This window comes from Alicyclobacillus acidocaldarius subsp. acidocaldarius Tc-4-1, assembly GCF_000219875.1.
GTDB lineage: Bacteria > Bacillota > Bacilli > Alicyclobacillales > Alicyclobacillaceae > Alicyclobacillus > Alicyclobacillus acidocaldarius_A.
Genome location: NC_017167.1, coordinates 2,499,139 through 2,519,699, shown reverse-complemented (window position 1 = coordinate 2,519,699; position 20,561 = coordinate 2,499,139). Strand labels below are relative to the sequence as shown.

The window sequence follows — 20,561 nt, the reverse complement described above, 5'->3', positions numbered from 1 at the left end:
GGCGAGAGGAGACGAGATGGGCATGGACACCCAAGCAATTGCAAGTCATCTGCTGCAGCAGAGCGTCTGCATGTTCAAGGGGCGCATCTGTCATCCGGAGCCGCGGGCCATCCGAGAGATCATCGAGTGGACGCGCGCGGCCATTTTGCCGAACTACTTCGATGCCGAAGGTGGAAAGCACCTTTCCCATACCCTGGACCGCCTGCGCGCCGAGCTCGCGGAGCAGGTGCACCGGGCGACGTACCAGTCCTGTTTGTCCTCTGGGACGGCCGACACGCAAAAGCGGGCCTGGGAGACGGCGGACGCGTACATCGAATATCTTCCTCAGCTTCAGAGCCTCGTGTACGAGGACATCACCGAGACCGTGAATGGGGATCCGGCCGCGACGGGGTGCGACGAGGTCATCCTCACGTATCCGGGTATCTTCGCGCTCCTCGTGTATCGCGCGGCGAACGTGCTCTACCGCCACGGGGTTCCGCTTTTGCCTCGCATGATGACGGAGTATGCACACCGGGTGACCGGCGTGGATCTGCACCCAGGCGCCACCATCGGGCGGAGCATCATGATTGATCACGGCACGGGCATCGTCGTCGGCGAGACAGCCGTGGTGGGCAATCACGTCAAGATCTACCAGGGCGTCACGCTCGGCGCGCTGTACTTTCCGAAGGACGAGGAAGGCGAGTATCAGCGGCACGTCAAGCGCCACCCGACGGTGGAGGACTACGTCATCCTCTACGCCAACTGCACCGTGCTCGGCGGCGAGACGGTCATTGGCCATCACAGCGTGATTGGCTCGAACGCGTGGGTGACGCAGTCCGTTCTGCCGTACAGCAAGGTGATCTACGAAGCGGAGAGCGTCGTGCGCACGCGCAACGCGCGTTCCTGAGCTTGATTTGCTCCATCGATGCGTCAAATGTGTGGCACTTCGACTGGACATGTGTTACAGTTGAAGTACCCCTTTACCCCTATATTGGGCCACCCAGGTGTGGGTGTGCCTTTTTTTGTGTTCCCATGCAGGGAGGTTGAGCCATGCCGTTTGCCGAACGACCCGACGCGCGCCTCTATTACGAGGTCCGCGGCGAAGGATATCCTCTGCTTTTGATCATGGGCGTCGGCGGGAACATCCGCTGGTGGGGCTCCGGATTTGTGCGGCGACTGGCGGAAACACACACCGTCATTGCCTTCGACAACCGCGGCGCGGGCCAGTCGGAGGCGGATCCGTCTAAACCGTGGACGCTTGAGCAGATGGCGGACGACGCCCGCGCGGTGCTCCATGCTGCAGGCGTCGAGCGCGCGCACGTGCTGGGCTATTCGATGGGGATGATTGCGCAGGAGCTCGCGCTTCGCTATCCAGCGACCGTCGCAAGCCTCGTGCTCGGCGCCACCTCATGCGGCGGTGCGCAGATGGTCCAGCCGGATGAGGTCAAGCGGGAGATGCGATCCCGTCCGGCAAGTGTCGCCGAGCGTGCCGAGTGGTACATGCGGCTTTTCTTTCCGGAGGCGTTTCGCGCGAAGAACGAGGCGTATCTGCAAAGCGCCTTCCGCCTGCTGCTTCGGGCGGACATGCCGGAGGCGGTGTATCAGGCGCAGCTCGATGCCGTGGACCGGTGGCGGGGGAGTTGGGAGAGACTCCCGAGTTTGTCGTGCCCTGCGCTCGTGATGCACGGGCTCGAAGATCGCGTCTTGCCGTATATCAACGGGGAGCGCCTCGCGTACCGCATCCCGGGCGCCAGGCTGAAGCTGTACGCGGGCTGCGGCCACGGGTTTGCCATGCAGGCGGGTGGCGCCGTCCTCCGCGATGCGCTGGCATTTCTGGACGGGGTCGGAGATGGGGCAGGGCGCGAGGGCTAAAGTCATTCAGGGTTCGCGCGACTCGAGATGCTGGAGCAACACGCGCGCTTCAACGCAAAGGGCATGAACATCTTCCTCCTCGCGAGCGTGCCTATCCAACCAAAACGGGCGAGGACATCACTGCCCTCGCCCCTCTCCTATGTCAGCGCCCCACCGACAGCGTGAGCTTTTTGCCGTTCACGTCCCACTCCTTCGTCAGATCCGCGTCGGCGAGCGGCGCGTCGCTCCACTCGCGCACGAGCACCGTCTCGTCGATGCGCGCCCGGTTCCTCGCGATGACGTCGAGCAGTTCCGGATCCCCCTCCGCGTAAAACCGCACGTGGTGCGTGACGCCGTAGTCGACCTCCTTGCGCATCATCTGCATCTTCGAGATGACCTCGCGCACGTAGCCCTCCTCAATGAGTTCCGGCGTGAGCCGCGTCTCGAGGCCGACAAACAGCCGGTTGTCCACCGTCACCAACCCCTCGAACTTGGCCTCGTACCGGATCTCGGCGTGCTCCTGCGTCAGGGTCTCGCCTTCGAGCACCACCGCGCCTGTTTCCCGGAACGCGCGGATCTGCGCCTCGTCCGCGTTCTTCGCCGCCTCGTTCAACACAGGCGTCTTTCGGCCAAACGCCTTGCCCACCGCGTTCAGATTCAAATACAACGTCGGCCGCGCGATCTCGTCGAGATCGACGAAGCGGATCTCCTTCACATTCAACTCGTCCTGGATGACGTCCGCGAACTTGGCGATCACGTCCTGCTGCGCCTTCGGCACATACAGCGCCGCGAGCGGCTGGCGCGTCTTGAGCTTGCTCTCGTTGCGCAGATGCCGCCCCATCTCGACGACGCGCAGCACGAGCGCCATTTCGCGGATGAGCCCTTCGTCGATGAGGGACGCATCCGCCGTCGGGAAGTCGCACAGGTGCACGCTCTCCGGCACCTCCGCCGCGTCGCCGCCCAGGCGCACGACGTTCTGGTAGATATCCTCGGCCAAAAACGGCGTGATGGGCGCCGTGAGAAGCGCCACGGTCTTCAGCGCTTCGAACAGCGTGAGATATGCCGCCACCTTGTCTTTCTCCATGCCGTCTGCCCAGAAGCGATCGCGGTTGCGCCGCACGTACCACGTGGAGAGCTCGTCCACGAACGCCTGCAAGAGCCGCGCCGCCTGCGTGGCGTCGTAGCGTTCATACGCCTCGTCCACGCCCTGAATGGTCTGATGGAGGCGCGCCATGAGCCACCGGTCCATGAGCGGCCGCTCGACCACCGGCACCGGCTCCGCCTGGTACGGGTTGAACCCGTCGATCCCGGCGTACAGCGCGTAGAACTGGTGGATGTTCTGCAGCAGGTCGATGTACTTCGCCTTCGCCTCGGCCACCGCGCGGTGGTAGAAGAGCTGCGAGTTCCACGGCTGCGTATTCGACACGAAGTAGAAGCGCACCGCGTCGGCGCCGTGCTTGTCGAACGCGTCGAACGGATCGATCACGTTTCCCTTCGACTTCGACATCTTCTTGCCGTGCTCGTCGAGCACGTGGCCGAGCACCAGCACGTTCTTGTACGGCGCCTTGCCTGTGACCGCCGTGGAGATGGCCAGCAGGCTGTAGAACCAGCCGCGCGTCTGGTCGATGGCCTCGCAGACGAAGTCCGCCGGGTACAGGCGCCTGAACAGCTCGCGGTTCTCAAACGGATAGTGAAGCTGCGCAAACGGCATCGAGCCGGAGTCAAACCAGACGTCGATGACTTCCGGCACGCGCACCATCGTGCCGCGGCCGCAGCGGCAGGGCCACACCAGTTTGTCGATGTACGGCTTGTGCAGCTCCTTCGGCAAGCGCCCCGCCTTCGCCTCTAGCTCCGCGCGAGACCCGATGCACTCGATCTCCCCGCACGCGTCGCAGCGCCAGATGGGAAGCGGCGTGCCCCAATAGCGCGATCTCGACAGGTTCCAGTCGATCACGTTCTCCAGGAAGTTGCCCATGCGCCCGTCGCGGATGTGCGGCGGGATCCAGTTGACCGACTGCGAGTTGGCGATGAGCGCATCCTTGAACTCCGTCGTGCGGATGAACCAGGAGTGAATCGCGTAGTAGATGAGCGGCGTGTCGCAGCGCCAGCAGTGCGGGTAGCTGTGCTCGTGCTTGTGTTTCTCGTACACCAGGCCGCGCGACGCGAGATCCTTGACGAGATCGACGTTCAAGTCCTCGTCTTTCACAAACCGGCCTTCGTAGTCGGACACGTCCTTCGTGAATCGGCCCGATTCGTCGACGAAGTTCACGAAGATGAGCCCCGCCGCCTGGCACGCCTTGTAGTCCTCTTCGCCGTGCGCAGGCGACATGTGAACGATGCCTGTACCGGATTCGTCCGTCACGTGCGGCGACGCGATGACGATATGCTTCTTGCCCTCCTGCACGACGTACGGGAAGACAGGCGTGTAGGCCGATCCGACGAGTTCGCGCCCGGACTTCTGCGCGATGATCCGGTCGCCATCCTCGAGATACTGACCTTGTAGCCCCTCGGCCACCCAGACGTTTTCGTCGGACTTCGCCTTGTGGATGAGGACGTAGGTCAGATCCTCGTTCACCGCGAGGCCCACGTTGGACGGCAGCGTCCAGGGCGTTGTGGTCCAGGCGAGGAAGTAGGTCGGGCGGCCGTCTACGTCGTCCTTCGCGCGGAACTTGGCCGTGACGGAGAGATCTTTCACGTCCTTGTAGCCCTGCGCCACCTCGTGGCTGGAGAGCGTCGTCTCGCAGTGCGGGCAGTACGGGCTCACGCGGTGGCCTTCCACGAGCCAGCCCTTGTCGTAAATGGTCTTCAGGAGGTGCCAGACCGACTCAATGTAGTCGTCCGTCAGCGTCATGTAGGGGTGATCGAGATCGATCCAGTAGCCGAGCCGCTCCGTGAGCTCGCGCCAGACCTCCTCGTACTTGAACACGCTCTCCCGGCAAGCCTGGACGAAACGCTCAATGCCGAAGGCCTGAATGTCCTTCTTGCCGCTCATGCCGAATTTCTTCTCAATTTCGATCTCGACGGGCAAACCGTGGGTATCCCATCCCGCCTTGCGCATGACGTGGTAGCCTTTCATGGTGCGGTACCGAGGATACAGGTCCTTGAATACGCGCGTGAGGACGTGCCCAGGGTGCGGCAGACCGTTGGCTGTCGGCGGGCCCTCGTAAAACACCCACTCTGGCCGCCCTTCGCGCGCCTTCTCGCTCTTTTGGAAGATGTTCTCCCGCTTCCAGAATTCGAGGACGCGCTGTTCGCGCGACGTGGCCGGTTCCTTGGCGTCGACCTTCCGCATCGCCATCTGCATGGTTCACTCCTTGTTGGGATTTCGCCGGGATCTTGCTTTTCACCGGACCTCACTCTAAAGAAAAGGCAGGACTTCACTTAAAGAATAGGCAGGACTTCACTTACAGTGAAGTTCGAAACAAAAATTCGCCTAAAGTGAAGTTCAGAACAAAAATAAAGATGCAACAAAAACACTCGTCCGCCGGGGACGAGTGTTTGGGCAGCCGTATCTGGGCGTGCCGCTTTCGTCCATTTCCTATTTTCGACGTATAGTATACTGTGGAGTGCAGAGATTGTACAGGGAAGCGGGGGACTTCGCGTGCAGGTGAGCGAGCGGGCGGCTCAAGAGCTTCTTCGCCTCGCGCGAGAAGAGCTTGCGCCTGGCGAATTCATCCGGATCGACCGCGCTTATCGGTGTGGGGGGCCGAGGTTTCAGGTCGTGATCGACGAGGTATCGACGCCGCTCGATTCGGTCATCCGCGTGAGCGGCCCGGACGGCGACGTCGAGGTGACAGTGGGGCAGGCGCTCGTCAAGTTGCTCGAGGGCGTCGTGCTGGATTACAGTGAGGATGGCTTCGTGTTCGGGGAAACGGCGCCGGTGGGCTGCTGACGCCCGGGGCGCTAAACAAGCCGAGCATCAGAACGCATTCTCGACAAGGGCGTGTGGGCATGGCAAAGGCTGTGGTGATTCTGAGCGGGGGGCTCGACAGCGCGACGTGCATGGGCATCGCGCACGCCGCGGGCTATGAGCTTTGCCCTATCACGTTTGACTACGGGCAGCGGCACCGGATTGAGCTCGAGTCGGCGAAAAGGTGGCGGCGTTTTACGGCGTCAAGGACCACCGCATTGTGTCCATCGACTTTCTGCGCCAGATCGGGGGGAGCGCCCTGACCGATGAATCCATCGACGTGCCGACGGAGGGCGTGTCCCGCGAGATTCCGGTGACGTACGTGCCCGGCAGAAACCTGCTGTTTCTCGCCATCGCGGCGTCGTACGCGGAGGTCATCGGTGCGGAAGCCATCTACATCGGCGTAAACGCGCTCGATTACAGCGGCTATCCGGACTGCCGGCCGGAGTTCATCGAAGGCGTGGAACATGTGTTGAGAATCGGCACGAAGGCGGGCGTCGAGGGGCGGCCCATTCGCATCGAGACGCCGCTTCTGCACTGGACGAAGGGCGAGATTGTGCGCAAGGGGCTGGAACTTGGGGTGCCGTACGAGCTCACCACGTCGTGCTACCAGGGCGGCGAGGTGGCGTGCGGCGAGTGCGACAGCTGCCGGCTGCGCCTGAAGGGGTTTGCGGAGGCGGGCGCGAAAGATCCCATCCCGTACCGCCCCGGCTTCAACGACTAGCCTTGGAACGCCTGGATGAGTCGCCACGCCCGCTCGAGCTGGCGGCGCTTGTCGGGATCGGCCGTCACGTACGACTGGAGAAACGGCATGGCGTCGGGATGCATGCGGACGAAGAGGATGAGCCGCGCCTCGTCCTTGGTGAGGACAAGCTGCGTCACGCCGGGCGCGTCGCCGGCTTCTCGCTCCACCCGGTTGGGTTCCGAGGCTGCCGCCCTGTCGCCAGGGTGGCTCTCGTTGGGCGCGGGCTTGGCCTGCTGATGCCGCGGTGGGGGCACGGCCGCGGCGGCGAGGTGCGGCGCAATTTGCGCCATCTCCACGCCGAGCGCCTCGGCAATTTGCGCGAGCGTGCGTTCGTCCGGCTGCCGCCGGTTGGTCTCGTACATGGCGATGGCGCTCGTCGACAGGCGGGCGCGCTCCGCGAGCTTGGCCTGCGTCAGGCCCCGCTCCTTCCGTAGTTGCGCGATGCGCTCGCCAACCGAGGGCGTGGGCGAGGACAGCGTCATGCCTCTTCCTCCTCTCCGGGGGTGTTGACCATGTGCAGCGCGATCCCGCGGAGCCGTTCGAGCATCGCGGCTCGCGCGGCGGGAGGGATTCCGGTCTCTTCCAGGGCTTGGACCATGCATCGGAGCCAGTGCTCCGCGTGGCGCACGGTGATGGGAAACGGCAGGTGCCGAGCCCGAAGCATCGGGTGACCGCGGCGCTCGGTGTAGAGCCTCGGCCCGCCGAACAGTTGCGTTAAAAACCAGTACTGCCGCTCTTTCACCTCGTCAAACGTCGGCGGAAACAGCGGCCTCAAGAGTTCGTCCTGCGCGACGCGATCGTAGAAGGCGTCCACGAGCTTGCGAAAGGTGCTCGCGCCGCCCACGGCCTCGTAAAGCGTTGTGGTTGCCACAGAGGTCCACCCTCCTCTTCCGAACAGTATACCGAAAGCGAACATGTTGCGCAGCGCAGCAGCTTCCGCGCGAGGACCTCGCATTCTCGAGCTTTTTCCCATGACTTCTTCGGGCGGTATAATAGACCTGTACGGCAAGGGGGGACGGCGCGTGAACCCGTATGATCATGCGCACGCCCTGGCGCGGGCCATTCGCGAGTGGGAGCCGTATCAGCGCGCCAAGCGGGTCAAGGAGGTCATCGAGCGAGACGAGCCGACAAAGCAGATGGTGCTCGACTTCTATCGGCGCCAGTACCAGCTCGAGATGAAGCGGCTCCGCGGCGAAGAGCCTGCGCAGGAGGAGCTTGAGACGTTGCGCAAGTTGTTCGAGATCGTGCAGCTCAATCAGGACGCGCGGGCGTACCTGGAGGCCGATCTCGAGCTTCAGCGGCTGTGGATGGACGTCCAGCGCATCGTCTCCGAGCCGCTGGACGACGTCCGCCTTGCGTCGCTGGACGAAATGATGAGGGAAGTGGGGCGAGAGTCGTGAAACTGACGTACCACGGTCAGTCCTGTTTCGTGATCGAAAGCGGAGAACATCGCCTGGTCATCGATCCGTTTTTGAGCGGCAACCCGAACGCGGTGGCGAAACCGGAGGACATCAAGGTGCAGTGGGTGGTCCTCACGCATGGCCATTCCGATCACGTCCTCGACGCGGAGACCATCGCGCGCAACAACAACGCGACCATCATTGCAGCGAACGAGCTGGCCGTCTACTACGCCAGCAAGGGGCTGAATGTCCATCCGATGGGCATCGGCGGCAAGCGGGACTTTCCGTTCGGCCGCGTGAAGGTCACGCTCGCGTTCCACGGCTCCGGCGTGGAGACGGAGAACGGCTTGGTGTACGTCGGCCCGCCGGTCGGCTTCCTGCTGACTCTGGAGGGCAAGACCATCTACCACGCCGGGGACACCGGGGCTGTTTGGCGACATGAAGATCCTCGGCGAATTGAACACCATCGATCTCGCGCTGCTCCCCATCGGCGACAACTTCACCATGGGCCCGGACGACGCGCTCATTGCCGCGGAGTGGCTGAAGGCGAAAAAGGTCATTCCGATGCACTACAACACGTTCCCGCTCATTGCGCAGGACGGTGCGAAGTTCGTCGCGGACTGTAAGGCGCGCGGCATCGACGCGGTGGAGCTCAAAATCGGCGAGACGTTCGAGTTGTGATACGTGGAAATGGACGGCAGGTTCCGCGAAGGCGGCGCCTGCCGTTTTGACGTCGCCTCCTCAGGCTGCCCCAGTCCATGCTCCATGCCACCGAGCCTCCTTTCATTCCTATCTTGGATATTTTTGTTGATCGTCGAGATTCTATCTCGTGGAATTAGATCCAACAACAACCGATGGTTCGCGCGGTGCGAGACGTGCACGTGCACCTGAAGAGAGGGGCGTCGAGGATGGCGCGCTGGGTTCGATGGGTCGCCGCAGGGCTGTTTGACGTGGCGGCGGTCGATGTGGTGTGGTTCACGTACGCCGAACCGCGGCACGCAAACCTGGCGCCGGTCATGAGCGAAAGGCACGCCGTGGCCGAACTCCCCATCGAGCGCATCTCGTTCCGCTCGGCGGCCGCACCGTACGGAGCGGTTCACCATCTGTCACTGCCGGGCTGCCAGGTCTGGTCCATCGACGGGCACGTGCTCTGCGTCGTGCAGTATCCGTGCTCTCGATGGCCGTGGGAGAGCGGGCGCTGTGGTGCGTGGAGGCAATATCGAAGCATCCGTTCGATCCGTCCGCCTCTGCGCGACTGGTGCGCATCAGCCTTTCACCAGGCCCGGTGAACCGGACGGCCGTCCCCCTCTGGCACCCGGGCACGCTCTATGCGGCGACCGACGAGACCGCCATCTTGCAGTTGAACGCGAACCCAAAGCCGAACTCACCTGAGAACTCCGCGCCGTATCCCTTGTTCGCGTACAGGTTGGGCGCATCCGTCTTGGAGCAGTGGACGGATGGAGAGGCGGGGACGGCAAGCGGCGACGCCACCTGGCTCGCCGTCGATCAGAGCGACGCAGGCGGAGGGCGCGCGCTTTTGCTCCACCGGCCGTCGCAAACCGAGACCGCGCTTCCCGCGCCCTTCTACACCGATGGCCATTGGGTAGCCTGGTGGGACGGAGCAAGGCATCTCGCGTGGGCCGCGCTCACCTGACGCGAACGAAAAGGCGCCGCCTCGGGCACACGGCCCGGACGGCGCCTCTTCGTCAGTGCGCCCGATCCGCCATTTTCACCATGATGCTCGCGATGGCGCGGCGTTCTTCATCGTCCGCCACGTTCCACATTTCCTTCAGGAGCTGTTGCTCAGGGTTTTTGGGATCCACCTTGCTCGCCAAAAACTCGCCGACCTTCGTGGCGATGTTCGCGAGCTGATCCTGATTCAGACCGGCTTCCTTCGCGCGATCGACGTGTTCCCCTAAGAATTGCTTCCAGTTCTCGAAGGTCTCCATGACGCCCATGGCTCATCCTCCTCCAAGTGCATTGGTTTCGTGCTCAATGTTCCCCGATGTAGCGAGAGTCATGCGATGTGGGGCGCTGCATGTTTCGGAAGCTTGGCGCATATATGTCGGACAGGCAAAGGAGGAGGACGCGGTATGCGGAGAAAAGTGGGCGTGCCGAGACAGGTGCGGACGTACTCGGCCATCTATGGGCTTGCGGCGCTCGCGCTCGCGGCGTACGGCGTGCCGCGCTTGCCGAAGCTCGAGCACGGCGTCGCGGGCACGTTTTCGGCGCTTTGGCTGCTTCTGCTGGCGCTCTACATCGGGGCGAATCTGTACTTCTGGCTCGGAGCGGATCGCGAACGGGCGCGGCAATTGGAAGAAGAAGCGTATCAGAGCGCGGCGCGGGAAGAGCGGCCGGGGCGCATGCGGCTTCGCGCGTGAGGATGATGGGAGCAGGCGGCTCGTCACGACCGCCTGCTGGTCCACGCCACCAGGCCGATGGCCAGGACGAGGCACGCCAGAATGGTCCCAATCGGGTCAAGGTTGCCGTGCAAAGGATCCGTCACGGTGTTTCCTCCTCGTCATCGAATCGTTCGAGCGACGTGCCGCGCGCGTGCACGTCGTCCCTCTGCCCGGAGAGCGAGCGGCCCAGGCGAATGGCGTTCGGGCCAAACTTGGCCCGCACCTCGTCGATGGCACGCTCGAGCTTCTCCAGCCGCTCGTCCCTTGGTTCGGCTGCGATGGGCACGGCGTCCCACAGGTGAAGCTGCACGCCCTGCCCGTCGCGCGGCACCAGGCCCTCCACCGAGACCCCGAGCAGTCGCACCGGCTCGGCCGGCCAAATCTGTTCAAACAGTGCCCTCGCGGCTTGAAAAAGTTCACCGGTGTGGCGCACGTACGTCGCCAGGGTGTCCTGGTGGCGCGAGGTGCGCATGCGGCGATCCCGCACGACCACGGCAATCACGCGGCCCATCAGGCCATAGCGGCGCATGCGCGACGCGACGCGATCGCACAAATCCATCACGACGCCCTCCACCTCGGCGAACGACCGCGCGTCCTTCGCCAAGGTCATCGAATGGCCCACGCTTTTTGGCGGCTGAGGTTCCGTCTCAAGCGGGCGCGGATCGATGCCGTTGGCGCGCGCCTTCAGCTCGGCAGCCCGCGGTCCGAGCGCGCGGGCGAGGACATCGAACGACTGCACGGCGAGATCGCCAATGGTGAGGATGCCGAGGCGCCTGAGCCTCTTCGCGGTGCTCGGGCCGACGCCGTGCATATGCTCGATGGCGAGCGGCCACAGTAAGCTGCGAATGTGATCGGTGCGGAGCTCCGTGATGCCCATCGGCTTCTTCATGTCGCTCGCCATCTTGGCCAGGAACTTGTTAGGCGCCACGCCGATGCTCGACGGAAGCCCAAGCGAGTCGAGCAGGCGCGCCTGGATGGCGCGGGCGAGATCAACTGGCCTGTCCCCGCCTGGCACGCGCGTGACGTCGGCGTAACACTCGTCAATGCTGACGATCTCGACATCCGGTGTAAACTCGCGCACGATGGCGAACACCTGTCGCGCATACGCGCGGTACAACCGAAAGTCGGGCCGCACGAGGATGAGCTCCGGGCAGCGCGCCAGAGCCTGGTGGACCGGCATGGGCGGCTTGACGCCTCGGGCGCGGGCCTCGTAGCTCGCGGTGACCACGATGCCGTGGCGCGTGGCCGGGTCGCCCGCGACGGCGACGGGTTTGCCCGCGTAGCGCGCCGGATCGGCGGCGGCGTGACACGAAGCGTAAAACGCGTTCATGTCGATGTGAAGGATTTGCCGCTGCGAAATGCGAAATCACCTCTAGGCATCAGTGTAACGCAAGCGCGGGATGAGCGCTCGTGGATTTCGTGAACCCTCGATACCTTCTCCACTTCAACGTGAAAGGTTCGGATCAAGCGCAACAGGATGCGGTAAAATCCTTGTTGGACAGCATCGTTGAGCGACAATCATGCGACGGATGAAAAGGAGACTGTCTGTGCAGAGCAAGGAACAGCGCTTGATGCGCATTCGCGAGATTGTAAGCCAGAACGAGATTGAGACCCAAGAGGATCTGGTGCGCGCACTCGAGGAGGCGGGATTCCCCGTCACGCAGGCCACCATTTCGCGCGACATCAAGGAACTGCAGCTCGTCAAGGTGGTGGGTTCAAACGGCAAGTACAAATACGCCCTGCCCACCGCGGTGAACAAGGTCTCGGTGGATGCGCTGCAGCGTCGCTTGGCGGAGGTGTTCATCTCGCACGCGCGCGCCAACAACCTCATTGTCATCAAGGTGGCCCCTGGGAACGCGCACGCCATCGGCGCGCTGATGGACGCGCTGGATCCGCCCGGCTTGCTCGGCACCATTTGTGGAGATGATACGATGCTGCTCGTGTGCCAGGACGAGGAGGCCGCCGTCCGCCTGCTCAACGAGACGCTGAACATCGGGTGACGCTGGCGTTTCGCGTTTTCCGAGTTATACTATAGAAGTTGGTATATTTCTGCTGCGGCTTCGGCCGCGGCGCGTGAGGAGATTGGCCATGCCACTGTACAACTCGATTCTCGATCTCGTCGGACACACGCCGGTCGTTCGCCTGAACCGCCTGCCGGATCCCAACGGCGCGAGCGTCTATGTGAAGCTCGAAGGCAAAAATCCGGCGGGCAGCGTGAAGGATCGGCCGGCCTTGAACATGATTTTGGAGGCGGAGCGTCAGGGCAAGCTTATCCCGGGGAAGAGCACCGTCATCGAGGCGACGTCGGGCAACACAGGCATCGGGCTCGCTATGGTCTGCGCCGCCAAAGGGTACCGCTGCATCATCACGATGCCCGAGAACGCCACCGAGGAGCGCGTCAAGTTGCTCAAGGCGTACGGCGCCGAGGTGCATCTGACGCCCGAGTCGAAGCGGATGAAGGGCGCCATTGAGCTCGCCGAGGAGCTCGCCGCGCGTATTCCGCACAGCTTCATTCCGGCTCAATTCGACAACCCCGCGAATCCTGACGCACATCGCAAGACGACGGCGCTTGAAATCATCGAGGACTTCGAGGGAAAGCTCGACGCGCTCGTGTTGACCGCTGGCACGGGCGGCACGGTGACGGGCACGGGCGAGGTGCTGAAGCAGCGCATCCCCGGCATCAAAATCTACGTCGTGGAACCGAAGGGCTCCCCTGTCCTTTCGGGCGGTCAACCGGGTCCGCACAAAATCCCCGGCACGGGTCCGGGATTTGTGCCGAGCATCCTGAACCGCGAGGCGTTTGACGAGATCCTGCTCATTGACGATCACGACGCCCAGATGATGGCGCGCCGCGTCGCCGCCGAAGAGGGCATTCTGCTCGGGGCGTCCGGGGCGGCGTCTGTCTTTCACGGTCTGCGCATCGCCGCGGCGCTTCCCAAGGAGGCGCGCGTGCTGTGCATGGCCCCGGATACCGGTGAACGGTATCTGTCGTCCGATTTGTACCAGAGTTGACGGGGCTTGCATCGAAATTTCGGCGCTGCAATCGCAAAGATAGGTCTCAAGACTCATGTGAGGAGTTCGCGGACCCGATATACTGACGGTGTGGTGTAGTTGACCTTGTTCTACACTGTACCTATCCCTGACTGCCCGGTCTGCGGGAAACCCCGTCTCAAGCGCGAGGCGGGGTTTTTTGTTTGTTTGAGGCTTGCGTGACAGGACGCGGAAGACTGACCCCGCATACCCCCACCCGGGTGCCGCGTCCGAGCGTGATGTTGGACGCGGAATCCGAACGAACCCGCCGAACAGAAAACGAGCGCCGCATGGCGCGGCGCCCGTGCCCTAGTCGGACAGTCCAGCCTGGAGCGTGCTCGTCATCTTCGCCAGGATCTTCGTGGCGGTCTTGATGTCCGACACCTTCTGCTGTTCAAGCTGCGTCATGTCCAGGAGCGCGGCGAGCAGCTTGCTGTTGTCTCCGGCTGTGTGGGCCTGCTCAAGGACTTGGAAGTCGGCGGATACCTCCGCCTGCGTGTACAGTGCATCCTCGAGATACGATACGACGGCCGTGGAATCCGGCGTCTGCTGCGTGAGGACATTGAGATCGCCCACCTGGACGAAGAGCTGAAGTGCGCTGATGTACGCGCTGAAGGCTGCCTGCAGTTGGGCCTGCGCCTGCCTGTCGCTCTGCGTGGCCTGCTTGTAGGACTGGAGCGTCTGCTGAAGCGCCTGATCGATGGCCGCGGGCGACGTCGGCAGGGACTGCGTCGGCAGCGGCGGATGGGAGATCTGCGTCGGATGAATGTTCTCATACGGCGCAATCGCCTGCTCAAACTGCGTGATGATCTGGTGGATATTCGGTCGAGTGCCATTGCCCGGGGGCGCACCGCCGGTTCCGTTGCCTGTGGCGTTGGCGACAGCCAAAAGCACGTTGCCCTGCGCGGTCTGCGCCTCGGCGGCAGGCGCTCCGGTGAACGACAGGAGGCTGACCGCCGACGCCGCGATGGCGAGAAAAAGACCCCGATTCACAGAAGTCACCTCGATTGTGTGGTATCACATTCATTCGTCACATCGAGGTGAAACTGTGGGGGTCTGTCGCAGGTCTCGCTCACTTTCCAGCGGACTGGCGCAATCGCTCCACGCCGTACGCCGTCAGAAACGCGGCCGCCGTGATGGCGAGGTGCTGCGAAAAGTGGACCGCCGGCAGCGCGTCGTCCATCACGCCCGGCAAATACGTGGCCGCGAGCGCCGCCGCGCCGACGTACGCCACACCGGCGTGCAACCATGGGGAAAGCTTCACGATTGCGCCACCTCCTCCGCATCGGCGGCGCCGTACTCGCGCTCCTCAGTTCGCTGGCGCGCCGCGCTCTGCGCCGCATAGCGGGCGGCTTCGAACCCTAGCAATCCGCCCGACACGAGGAACAGCGCGTGCGCCAAGGCATGATGAAGGACGGACGCGTCCGCCCACGCGTCGACGCTCGGCCACACACCTACGGCCCACGCGGCGAGGGCCACGACGACGGTCAACGGGATCTTCAAGGGCAATCGACCTCCCTGCGAGGGTTTCCAGACTGACGCTCCTTACAAGTTTGCTCGCAGAGACGAAAAGTTAAACCTGGCGATCTCGTCACGGCGCGCTCTGCCGGAATCGCCCGATGACCTCCGTCGTGTCGAGGATGGTGATGAACGCGTCCGGATCGAGCGACTGGACAATCTCCTTGAGATCCGCAATTTCGAGGTGCGTCATGGCGCAGAGCAGCACGCCGCGCTCGCGCTGCGTATACGCGCCATACGCGCGCATCACGGTCGAGCCGCGCACGAGCCGCTGGCCGATGGCGCTTGCCACCTCGCTTGGCTTCGAGGTCACGATGAGTGCCGTCTTCCGCTGCTGGAAGTGCATCAGGCCCGAGACAACGCGAGACGCGGCGTACATGCTGACGAGGGTGTACAATCCTGCGGGCACGCCGAAGACGAGCATGGACAAGAGGACGATGGCGGCGTTCATGACAAAGCTCACGGAGCCGATATTGCGCCCCGTCAGGCGATGCACCACGAGGCTCACGATGTCCGTCCCGCCCATGGAGCCGCCGACGCGGATGACGAGTCCCGACGAAAGGCCCGTGAGCACGCCGCCGTACAGGCTCATGAGCAGCAGATCCGTCGGCGTGGAAAAATGGAGTCGGACAAAGTCCGCGAGCGCAGAGAAGCCAAGGATGGCAATGCCGGTCTGAAAGATGAACCGGCGCCCGAGATATCGGTAGCCGAGGAGGAAGAGCGGGATGTTGAACACAAAGTACATGGTGCCTACGCCGAGGGCGGGGACGTAGTGATGGAGGATCTGCGCCACGCCCGTGACGCCGCCGGCGAGGATGTGGGCGGGGGTGAGGAAGTTGTTGACCGCGACGGCGCCCACCAAGTCGGAAAAGAGGATGACCGCGATGCGCCAGGTCCAATCGAGCGCGGGATGAGAGGCGCCGCGCATGCCCACCATGCGGCGCACGTCGTCGTATACGCGCATGACTCACGTCTCCCCATCGCACAGGCTTTGGCACCATTCTACACGCATTTGAAGGGCAATTGACGACAGGTTCGTGAAAGCTATGATCAAGCTAGATTCTAAGCCGTGAGGGACCGCGGGGCGGTCCGAGGAGGATCCGTGACGACTAAACATCAGCAAATCCTGGAGTATATCCGATCCCTGCCGGTTGGATCCCAGATTTCCGTTCGCAAAATCGCACGCGTGTTGAACGTGTCCGAGGGGACGGCCTACCGAGCCATCAAAGAAGCTGAGGCGGAGGGCTTCGTGTCCACGCTTGACCGCATCGGCACGGTGCGCGTGGAAAAGAAGGAGAAGGAGCAAATTGAGCGCCTGACCTTCGCGGAAGTGGTGCGCATCGTGGAAGGCACGGTGCTCGGCGGGAAAGAGGGCCTGCACAAGACGCTGAGCCGGTTTGTCATTGGCGCCATGCGCACCGAGTCCATCAGCCGGTATTTGAGCCCAGGGTGTCTCATGATTGTGGGCAACCGGGAGCAGGTCCAGCGCATGTCGCTCAAGAGCGGCGCCGCGGTGCTCATCACGGGTGGGTTCACGGCCTCGCCCATGGTCGAGAAGCTCGCCAACGAGTACCAATTGCCGCTCATCTCGTGCTCCTACGACACGTTCACCACCGCTTCGCTCATCAACCGCGCGCTGTACGACCGGTTGATTAAAAAGGACATCCTCTACGTGGAAGACGTGCTGCAAAATCAGCCGCTCGTGAGCCTTCGGCCTGACGACACCGTGCGCAAGTACTATCACCTCGTCGAGGAGTCCGGCCACTCGCGCATGCCGGTGGTGGACGCGAACGGCCGGCTCGTCGGCATCATCAGCCCGCGCGACGTGGCGGAGGCGGAGCTCGATGCCCCCGTCTCCCGGTACATGACGCGCAACCCGGTGTCCGTCACGCCGAAGACGACCATCGCGTCGGCCGCGCACCGGATGGCGTTCGAAGGCTTCGAGATCATGCCCGTGGTGAAGGACAAGGACGTGATTGGCGTGATCACGCGCCAGGACGTGATCCGGGCGCTGCAGATCATGAACCGACAGCCGCAGGTGGGGGAGACCGTCGAGGACGTGGTGGTGCGGGACTTCAACGTGGTGCAGACCCCGGACGGCTCCGCCGTGTTGCGAGGCCAGGTCACGCCGCAGATGACGACCTCGGGCGGTACGCTCGCGACGGGATCGCTCACGACCATTATCCAGGAGGCGGCGCGCGTCTGCCTGCGCAGGGCGCGGCACGTCGATATGCTGATTGAGAACATGACGCTGTATGTGCTTCGGCCCGTGCCGGTCGATACCACTATCGACGCGCGGGCGCGCGTGCTGAACGACGGGCGGCGCTATGCCAAGGTGGAGGTCGAGATTGCGGACAAGAACGACGTGTTCGCGAAGGCGCTCGTCACCGCGCAGTGGATCGAGAGGTGAGCACGGTGGACTTTGTGCACCTGCACGTCCATTCCGCGTTTTCGTTTCGCGAGAGCCTGTTGCGCGTGGAGGACATCGTCCGAGCCGCCAAAGTCTGCGAGATGTCGGCCGTGGCCATCACGGACACCAACGCCATGTACGGGGCGCTCAGCTTCTACCGGCTGGCGCGCGCGGAAGGACTTGCACCCATCCTCGGCATGCAGGTGTCCCTTGCCGTCGACGAGGAGGAGGTTGTGCCCGGGCGGGCAGCCGAATCGCTCGATACGGTCGTGGTGCTCGCCATGGGCTTATCGGGCTACCGCCGGCTCACGCGGCTTGCGACGAGCGCGCGCTGGAAGCGGCCGGTGCCGCACGTGACGCTCCGCGAACTCGCCGAGTATTCGGATGGGCTGGTGGTGCTCTGCGGCGGGCCGGAGTCGCGCCTGTTCGATGCTCTTGCGCGCGGCGAGGTGGAGGCGGCCGAGCGGCGGCTTTTGCAGGTGGCCAATGCCGTGCCCGCGGGGCAGTTGTTCGTGGAAGTGCAAGATCACGGCCTTCGGCGAGAGCGCGAGGGATTGCCTTCGCTCATGGAGCTCGCCAGGCGCTACGATCTGCCGCTTGTGGCGACGCAAGACGTCCGCTATCTCGCGCGTGAGGACGCGCCGTGGCACCGCGCGTACGCGCAGCTCGCGCGGGCGGATGCGGCCGAGCGGTTCGCGACGGACGAGTTTCACTTTGCGACGAAGGCGGAGATGGAAGACCGGTTCGCCAACTTGCCGGAGGCCCTCGGGCGGACGGCCGAGATCGCCGAGATGTGCGCGCTCGACCTGCCGCTTCATCAGGTGCGGATGCCGCGCTACGCGACGAAGGACGGGCGGCCGGCGGAGGAGGTGCTGCGCGAGGCCGCGCGCGCGGGCGCCACGAGGCGGTACGGGGCCATTGCGCCCGAGGTGGAGGAGCGGCTCGAGCGGGAGCTTGACGTCATCTGCCGCATGGGCTACGCCGATTACTTTCTCGTGGTGGCGGACTTCATCCGGTACGCGCACCAGCAGGGCATCTCCACGGGGCCGGGGCGCGGATCGGCGGCGGGCAGCCTGGTTGCCTACGCCCTTCGTATCACGGACGTGGATCCCATTCGGCACAAGCTTCTGTTCGAGCGGTTTCTGAATCCCGCGCGCGTGTCGCTGCCGGACATCGACACGGACTTCGAGTTTGAGCGGCGCGGCGAGGTCATCCGCTATGTGATGGAGAAGTACGGGCGCGATCGCGTCGCGCAGATCGGCACCTTCGGCACCCTGCAGGCCCGGGCGGCCTTGCGGGACGCGGGCCGCATGACGGGGGCGGACCCGGCGCTCGCCGACCGCCTGGCGAAGCTCGTGCCGGGCGTGGTGCACGCGTCGCTCGACGGCGCCTATCAGGAGTCCGCGGCGTTCCGGGAGCTCGTCGACGGCAGTCCGGATGCCCGGCGGCTGTTTGAGGCGGCAAAGCGGATTGAGGATCTGCCGCACCACACGTCCATCCACGCGGCCGGCGTCATCATCTCGCCGGAGCCCATCGCGGACTGGATTCCGCTCGATCTCGCCGCGGACGACACGCCGGTCACGGCGTATCCGATGGAGGACGTGGAGGCGCTCGGGTTCGTCAAGATGGATTTTCTCGGCCTCAAGACGCTGACGCTCATCGATCGCTGCCTCGAGTCGATTCGCAAGCGCACGGGCGCGTCCATCGACTGGCGGCAGGTGGACGAGGGCGACAAGGCCACGTACGCCCTGCTGACCCGCGCGGATACCAACGGCGTCTTTCAGCTCGAGTCGGCCGGCATGCGGCGGGTGTTGCGCGAGCTTCGCCCCACCAGCTTGGACGACGTGATCGCCGTCATCTCGCTCAACCGGCCGGGGCCGATGGAAAACATCCCCGCTTTTTGCGACGCGAAACACGGGCGCCGCCCCGTGACGTATCCGCACCCGGATCTCGAGCCCATTCTGGCGGATACCTACGGCGTCATCGTGTATCAGGAGCAGATCATGCAGATTGCGAGCCGGATGGCGGGATTTTCGCTGGCCGAGGCGGATCTGTTGCGGCGGGCCGTATCGAAAAAGAAGCGCGAGATCCTGGACGAGGAGCGCGCCCGCTTTGTCGACGGGTGCGTGCGGCGCGGGTACAGCGAGGAGACGGCGCGCGAGGTGTACGATCTCATCGTGCGCTTCGCGGATTACGGGTTCAATCGCTCGCACGCGGCGGCGTATGCGGTGCTCGCGTTTCGAACTGCGTATCTGCGGGCGCATTTTCTGCCGGATTTTCTGGCGGCGCTCCTCACGCTCTCGATGGGATCGCCGGACAAGATCCGGCTGTACGAGCAGGACGCGAGGCGCCACGGCATCCAGGTGAGGCCCCCTTCCGTCCTGCGGAGCGAGCGCGGATACACCGTGGAGAAGGATGGGAGCCTGCGCGCCGGGCTCATCTCCATTCGACACGTCGGGGAGGCGGCGGTCGATCACATCCTGTCTCTCAGGTCCGAGAAGCCGTTTACGTCGCTGGTCGATTTCCTGCGGCGCATCGAACCCCGCATCGTCAATCGCAAGGCGCTCGACAGCCTCTTTGCGGCGGGGGCGCTCGACGAGTTCTTCCCGGAGAACGCCTCGCGCGACGTGCGCCGCCAGATGTACGAGGAGGCGCTGTCGCGCGCGGAGGAGAGCCGCCAGTGGGCGGCGCTCGACCTGTTCGTCGAGGCGGAGGCGCAGTGCGCTTCCGAGGGGCCCGGGAACGCACGAGCCCCATCCGCCAAGCGCCTGTATATCCGGTATCGCAGTCGGGGCGGCGCGCAGGTGTTGCGGGAGATCCAGCGACTGCTCGCCATGTCTCCCGGGGAGACGGAGGTCGCGCTCTACGACGCCTCCACGGGCCGGGCGCGGCTGCTCGGCCCGCGCTATCGCGTAGAGGTGACGCAGGATTTGGTCGCTGCGCTCGAAGAGCGCGTGGGGCTTGGCAACGTTCGGCTGAAGTGAGGCTGGGAGCTCGCCCTGGTTTCTGCATGTGCCTGTTCGGACAGACATGGTATAATGCGGGCAAGAGTGATCATGATGCTTGCTAGGAGCGTAAGAGCCATGTGGACGGTCATCTACATTGCACCGACATCGCAGCAGGCGGAGCGGATTCGCCTGAGGATGACGGAGGAAGGCTTCCTAGTCAAGGTGAAGAAGTCGCGCGGCGCGAAAGAGCAATATGAGATTCTGATTCCAGAGAGCGAGCTCGACGAGGCGCAGGATGTCCTGAGAGACATCCTGCACTCGTCGTTGTCGTGACGGCCCGCTTCGGGCGCAACAGCGGGGTTAAAGAG

21 protein-coding genes and 2 pseudogenes are annotated in these 20,561 nt (G+C 64.0%); 14 read left to right on the top strand and 9 right to left on the bottom strand.

The features are described 5' to 3' along the window. The first annotated feature begins 22 nt into the window (after positions 1 to 22). Both TC41_RS12265 and TC41_RS12260 read left to right on the top strand, forming a co-directional pair. On the top strand, positions 23 to 886 hold the full coding sequence (locus TC41_RS12265) for a serine O-acetyltransferase (protein WP_041695912.1): 864 nt from the start codon (positions 23 to 25) through the stop codon (positions 884 to 886). A gap of 143 nt (positions 887 to 1,029) precedes the next feature. Beyond that, the gene (locus tag TC41_RS12260; RefSeq protein ID WP_014465387.1) at positions 1,030 to 1,851 is read left to right on the top strand and encodes an alpha/beta fold hydrolase; all 822 of its coding nucleotides are present in this window, start codon (positions 1,030 to 1,032) and stop codon (positions 1,849 to 1,851) included. Between the two features lie 142 nt (positions 1,852 to 1,993). Here the strand turns inward: TC41_RS12260 and ileS are convergent, their stop codons facing one another. Then, positions 1,994 to 5,134 carry an isoleucine--tRNA ligase gene (ileS, locus tag TC41_RS12255; RefSeq protein ID WP_014465385.1) on the bottom strand — a complete coding sequence of 1,047 codons (3,141 nt, stop codon included), beginning with the start codon at positions 5,132 to 5,134 and terminating at the stop codon, positions 1,994 to 1,996. A 297-nt stretch (positions 5,135 to 5,431) separates the two neighbouring features. On the opposite strand from ileS, the gene TC41_RS12250 reads away from it, so the two are divergent. Continuing rightward, on the top strand, positions 5,432 to 5,722 hold the full coding sequence (locus TC41_RS12250; protein ID WP_014465384.1) for a (Fe-S)-cluster assembly protein: 291 nt from the start codon (positions 5,432 to 5,434) through the stop codon (positions 5,720 to 5,722). Positions 5,723 to 5,781: 59 nt separating this feature from the next. After that, positions 5,782 to 6,464: pseudogene (queC, locus tag TC41_RS12245) on the top strand (7-cyano-7-deazaguanine synthase QueC). Here the strand turns inward: queC and TC41_RS12240 are convergent. After that, a complete protein-coding gene (locus TC41_RS12240) occupies positions 6,461 to 6,967 on the bottom strand; it encodes a helix-turn-helix domain-containing protein (protein ID WP_014465382.1) in 507 nt (168 codons plus the stop codon). The pseudogene queC and the gene TC41_RS12240 overlap by 4 nt on opposite strands. Next, positions 6,964 to 7,356 carry a globin domain-containing protein gene (locus TC41_RS12235; RefSeq protein ID WP_014465381.1) on the bottom strand — a complete coding sequence of 131 codons (393 nt, stop codon included), beginning with the start codon at positions 7,354 to 7,356 and terminating at the stop codon, positions 6,964 to 6,966. Before TC41_RS12235 ends, TC41_RS12240 begins: the two co-directional genes overlap by 4 nt. A gap of 151 nt (positions 7,357 to 7,507) precedes the next feature. Between TC41_RS12235 and TC41_RS12230 the strand changes: the two genes are divergently transcribed. The 4 genes and pseudogenes from TC41_RS12230 to TC41_RS12215 all read left to right on the top strand — a co-directional run bounded on the left by TC41_RS12230 (position 7,508) and on the right by TC41_RS12215 (position 9,539). Continuing rightward, positions 7,508 to 7,885: a YlbF family regulator gene (locus TC41_RS12230; RefSeq protein ID WP_014465380.1), complete on the top strand. Its 378-nt coding sequence runs from the start codon at positions 7,508 to 7,510 to the stop codon at positions 7,883 to 7,885. Next, a pseudogene (locus TC41_RS12225) lies at positions 7,882 to 8,566 on the top strand (metal-dependent hydrolase). The gene TC41_RS12230 and the pseudogene TC41_RS12225 overlap by 4 nt, the downstream one beginning before the upstream one ends. Before the next feature lie 173 nt (positions 8,567 to 8,739). Next, the gene (locus TC41_RS12220) at positions 8,740 to 9,174 is read left to right on the top strand and encodes a hypothetical protein (protein WP_014465378.1); all 435 of its coding nucleotides are present in this window, start codon (positions 8,740 to 8,742) and stop codon (positions 9,172 to 9,174) included. After that, positions 9,144 to 9,539 carry a hypothetical protein gene (locus tag TC41_RS12215; RefSeq protein ID WP_041695430.1) on the top strand — a complete coding sequence of 132 codons (396 nt, stop codon included), beginning with the start codon at positions 9,144 to 9,146 and terminating at the stop codon, positions 9,537 to 9,539. The genes TC41_RS12220 and TC41_RS12215 overlap by 31 nt, the downstream gene beginning before the upstream one ends. Positions 9,540 to 9,591: 52 nt before the next feature. On the opposite strand, the gene TC41_RS12210 is transcribed toward TC41_RS12215, so the two are convergent. After that, a complete protein-coding gene (locus TC41_RS12210) occupies positions 9,592 to 9,843 on the bottom strand; it encodes a DUF3243 domain-containing protein (RefSeq protein WP_012811617.1) in 252 nt (83 codons plus the stop codon). Positions 9,844 to 9,978: 135 nt separating this feature from the next. Between TC41_RS12210 and TC41_RS12205 the strand changes: the two genes are divergently transcribed. Continuing rightward, positions 9,979 to 10,266: a hypothetical protein gene (locus tag TC41_RS12205; RefSeq protein WP_041695429.1), complete on the top strand. Its 288-nt coding sequence runs from the start codon at positions 9,979 to 9,981 to the stop codon at positions 10,264 to 10,266. Between the two features lie 121 nt (positions 10,267 to 10,387). Here the strand turns inward: TC41_RS12205 and TC41_RS12200 are convergent, their stop codons facing one another. Beyond that, a complete protein-coding gene (locus tag TC41_RS12200) occupies positions 10,388 to 11,632 on the bottom strand; it encodes a DNA polymerase IV (protein ID WP_258165047.1) in 1,245 nt (414 codons plus the stop codon). Between the two features lie 202 nt (positions 11,633 to 11,834). Here TC41_RS12200 and argR point away from each other — a divergent pair, with 202 nt between their 5' ends. Together argR and cysK are read left to right on the top strand one after the other, a co-directional pair. Beyond that, the gene (argR, locus tag TC41_RS12195) at positions 11,835 to 12,287 is read left to right on the top strand and encodes an arginine repressor (RefSeq protein WP_012811613.1); all 453 of its coding nucleotides are present in this window, start codon (positions 11,835 to 11,837) and stop codon (positions 12,285 to 12,287) included. Between the two features lie 88 nt (positions 12,288 to 12,375). Continuing rightward, the gene (cysK, locus tag TC41_RS12190) at positions 12,376 to 13,299 is read left to right on the top strand and encodes a cysteine synthase A (protein WP_041695428.1); all 924 of its coding nucleotides are present in this window, start codon (positions 12,376 to 12,378) and stop codon (positions 13,297 to 13,299) included. A gap of 327 nt (positions 13,300 to 13,626) precedes the next feature. On the opposite strand, the gene TC41_RS12185 is transcribed toward cysK, so the two are convergent. From TC41_RS12185 to TC41_RS12170, 4 genes are all read right to left on the bottom strand, one after another. Continuing rightward, the gene (locus TC41_RS12185; protein WP_014465372.1) at positions 13,627 to 14,310 is read right to left on the bottom strand and encodes a hypothetical protein; all 684 of its coding nucleotides are present in this window, start codon (positions 14,308 to 14,310) and stop codon (positions 13,627 to 13,629) included. Positions 14,311 to 14,389: 79 nt separating this feature from the next. Next, entirely contained in the window at positions 14,390 to 14,581 is a 192-nt protein-coding gene (locus TC41_RS12180) for a hypothetical protein (protein WP_041695427.1), read from the bottom strand. Next, the gene (locus TC41_RS12175; RefSeq protein ID WP_014465370.1) at positions 14,578 to 14,820 is read right to left on the bottom strand and encodes a hypothetical protein; all 243 of its coding nucleotides are present in this window, start codon (positions 14,818 to 14,820) and stop codon (positions 14,578 to 14,580) included. The genes TC41_RS12180 and TC41_RS12175 overlap by 4 nt, the downstream gene beginning before the upstream one ends. Before the next feature lie 88 nt (positions 14,821 to 14,908). Further along, entirely contained in the window at positions 14,909 to 15,799 is an 891-nt protein-coding gene (locus tag TC41_RS12170; protein ID WP_014465369.1) for a YitT family protein, read from the bottom strand. A gap of 138 nt (positions 15,800 to 15,937) precedes the next feature. Between TC41_RS12170 and TC41_RS12165 the strand changes: the two genes are divergently transcribed. The 3 genes from TC41_RS12165 to TC41_RS12155 all read left to right on the top strand — a co-directional run bounded on the left by TC41_RS12165 (position 15,938) and on the right by TC41_RS12155 (position 20,526). After that, positions 15,938 to 17,245 carry a DRTGG domain-containing protein gene (locus TC41_RS12165; protein WP_012811607.1) on the top strand — a complete coding sequence of 436 codons (1,308 nt, stop codon included), beginning with the start codon at positions 15,938 to 15,940 and terminating at the stop codon, positions 17,243 to 17,245. Beyond that, entirely contained in the window at positions 17,242 to 20,229 is a 2,988-nt protein-coding gene (gene dnaE / locus TC41_RS12160) for a DNA polymerase III subunit alpha (protein ID WP_237699940.1), read from the top strand. The genes TC41_RS12165 and dnaE overlap by 4 nt, the downstream gene beginning before the upstream one ends. Before the next feature lie 99 nt (positions 20,230 to 20,328). Continuing rightward, positions 20,329 to 20,526 (top strand): hypothetical protein, encoded by a 198-nt coding sequence (locus tag TC41_RS12155; protein ID WP_014465366.1) that lies wholly within the window; start codon positions 20,329 to 20,331, stop codon positions 20,524 to 20,526. The last annotated feature ends 35 nt before the right edge of the window (positions 20,527 to 20,561 follow it).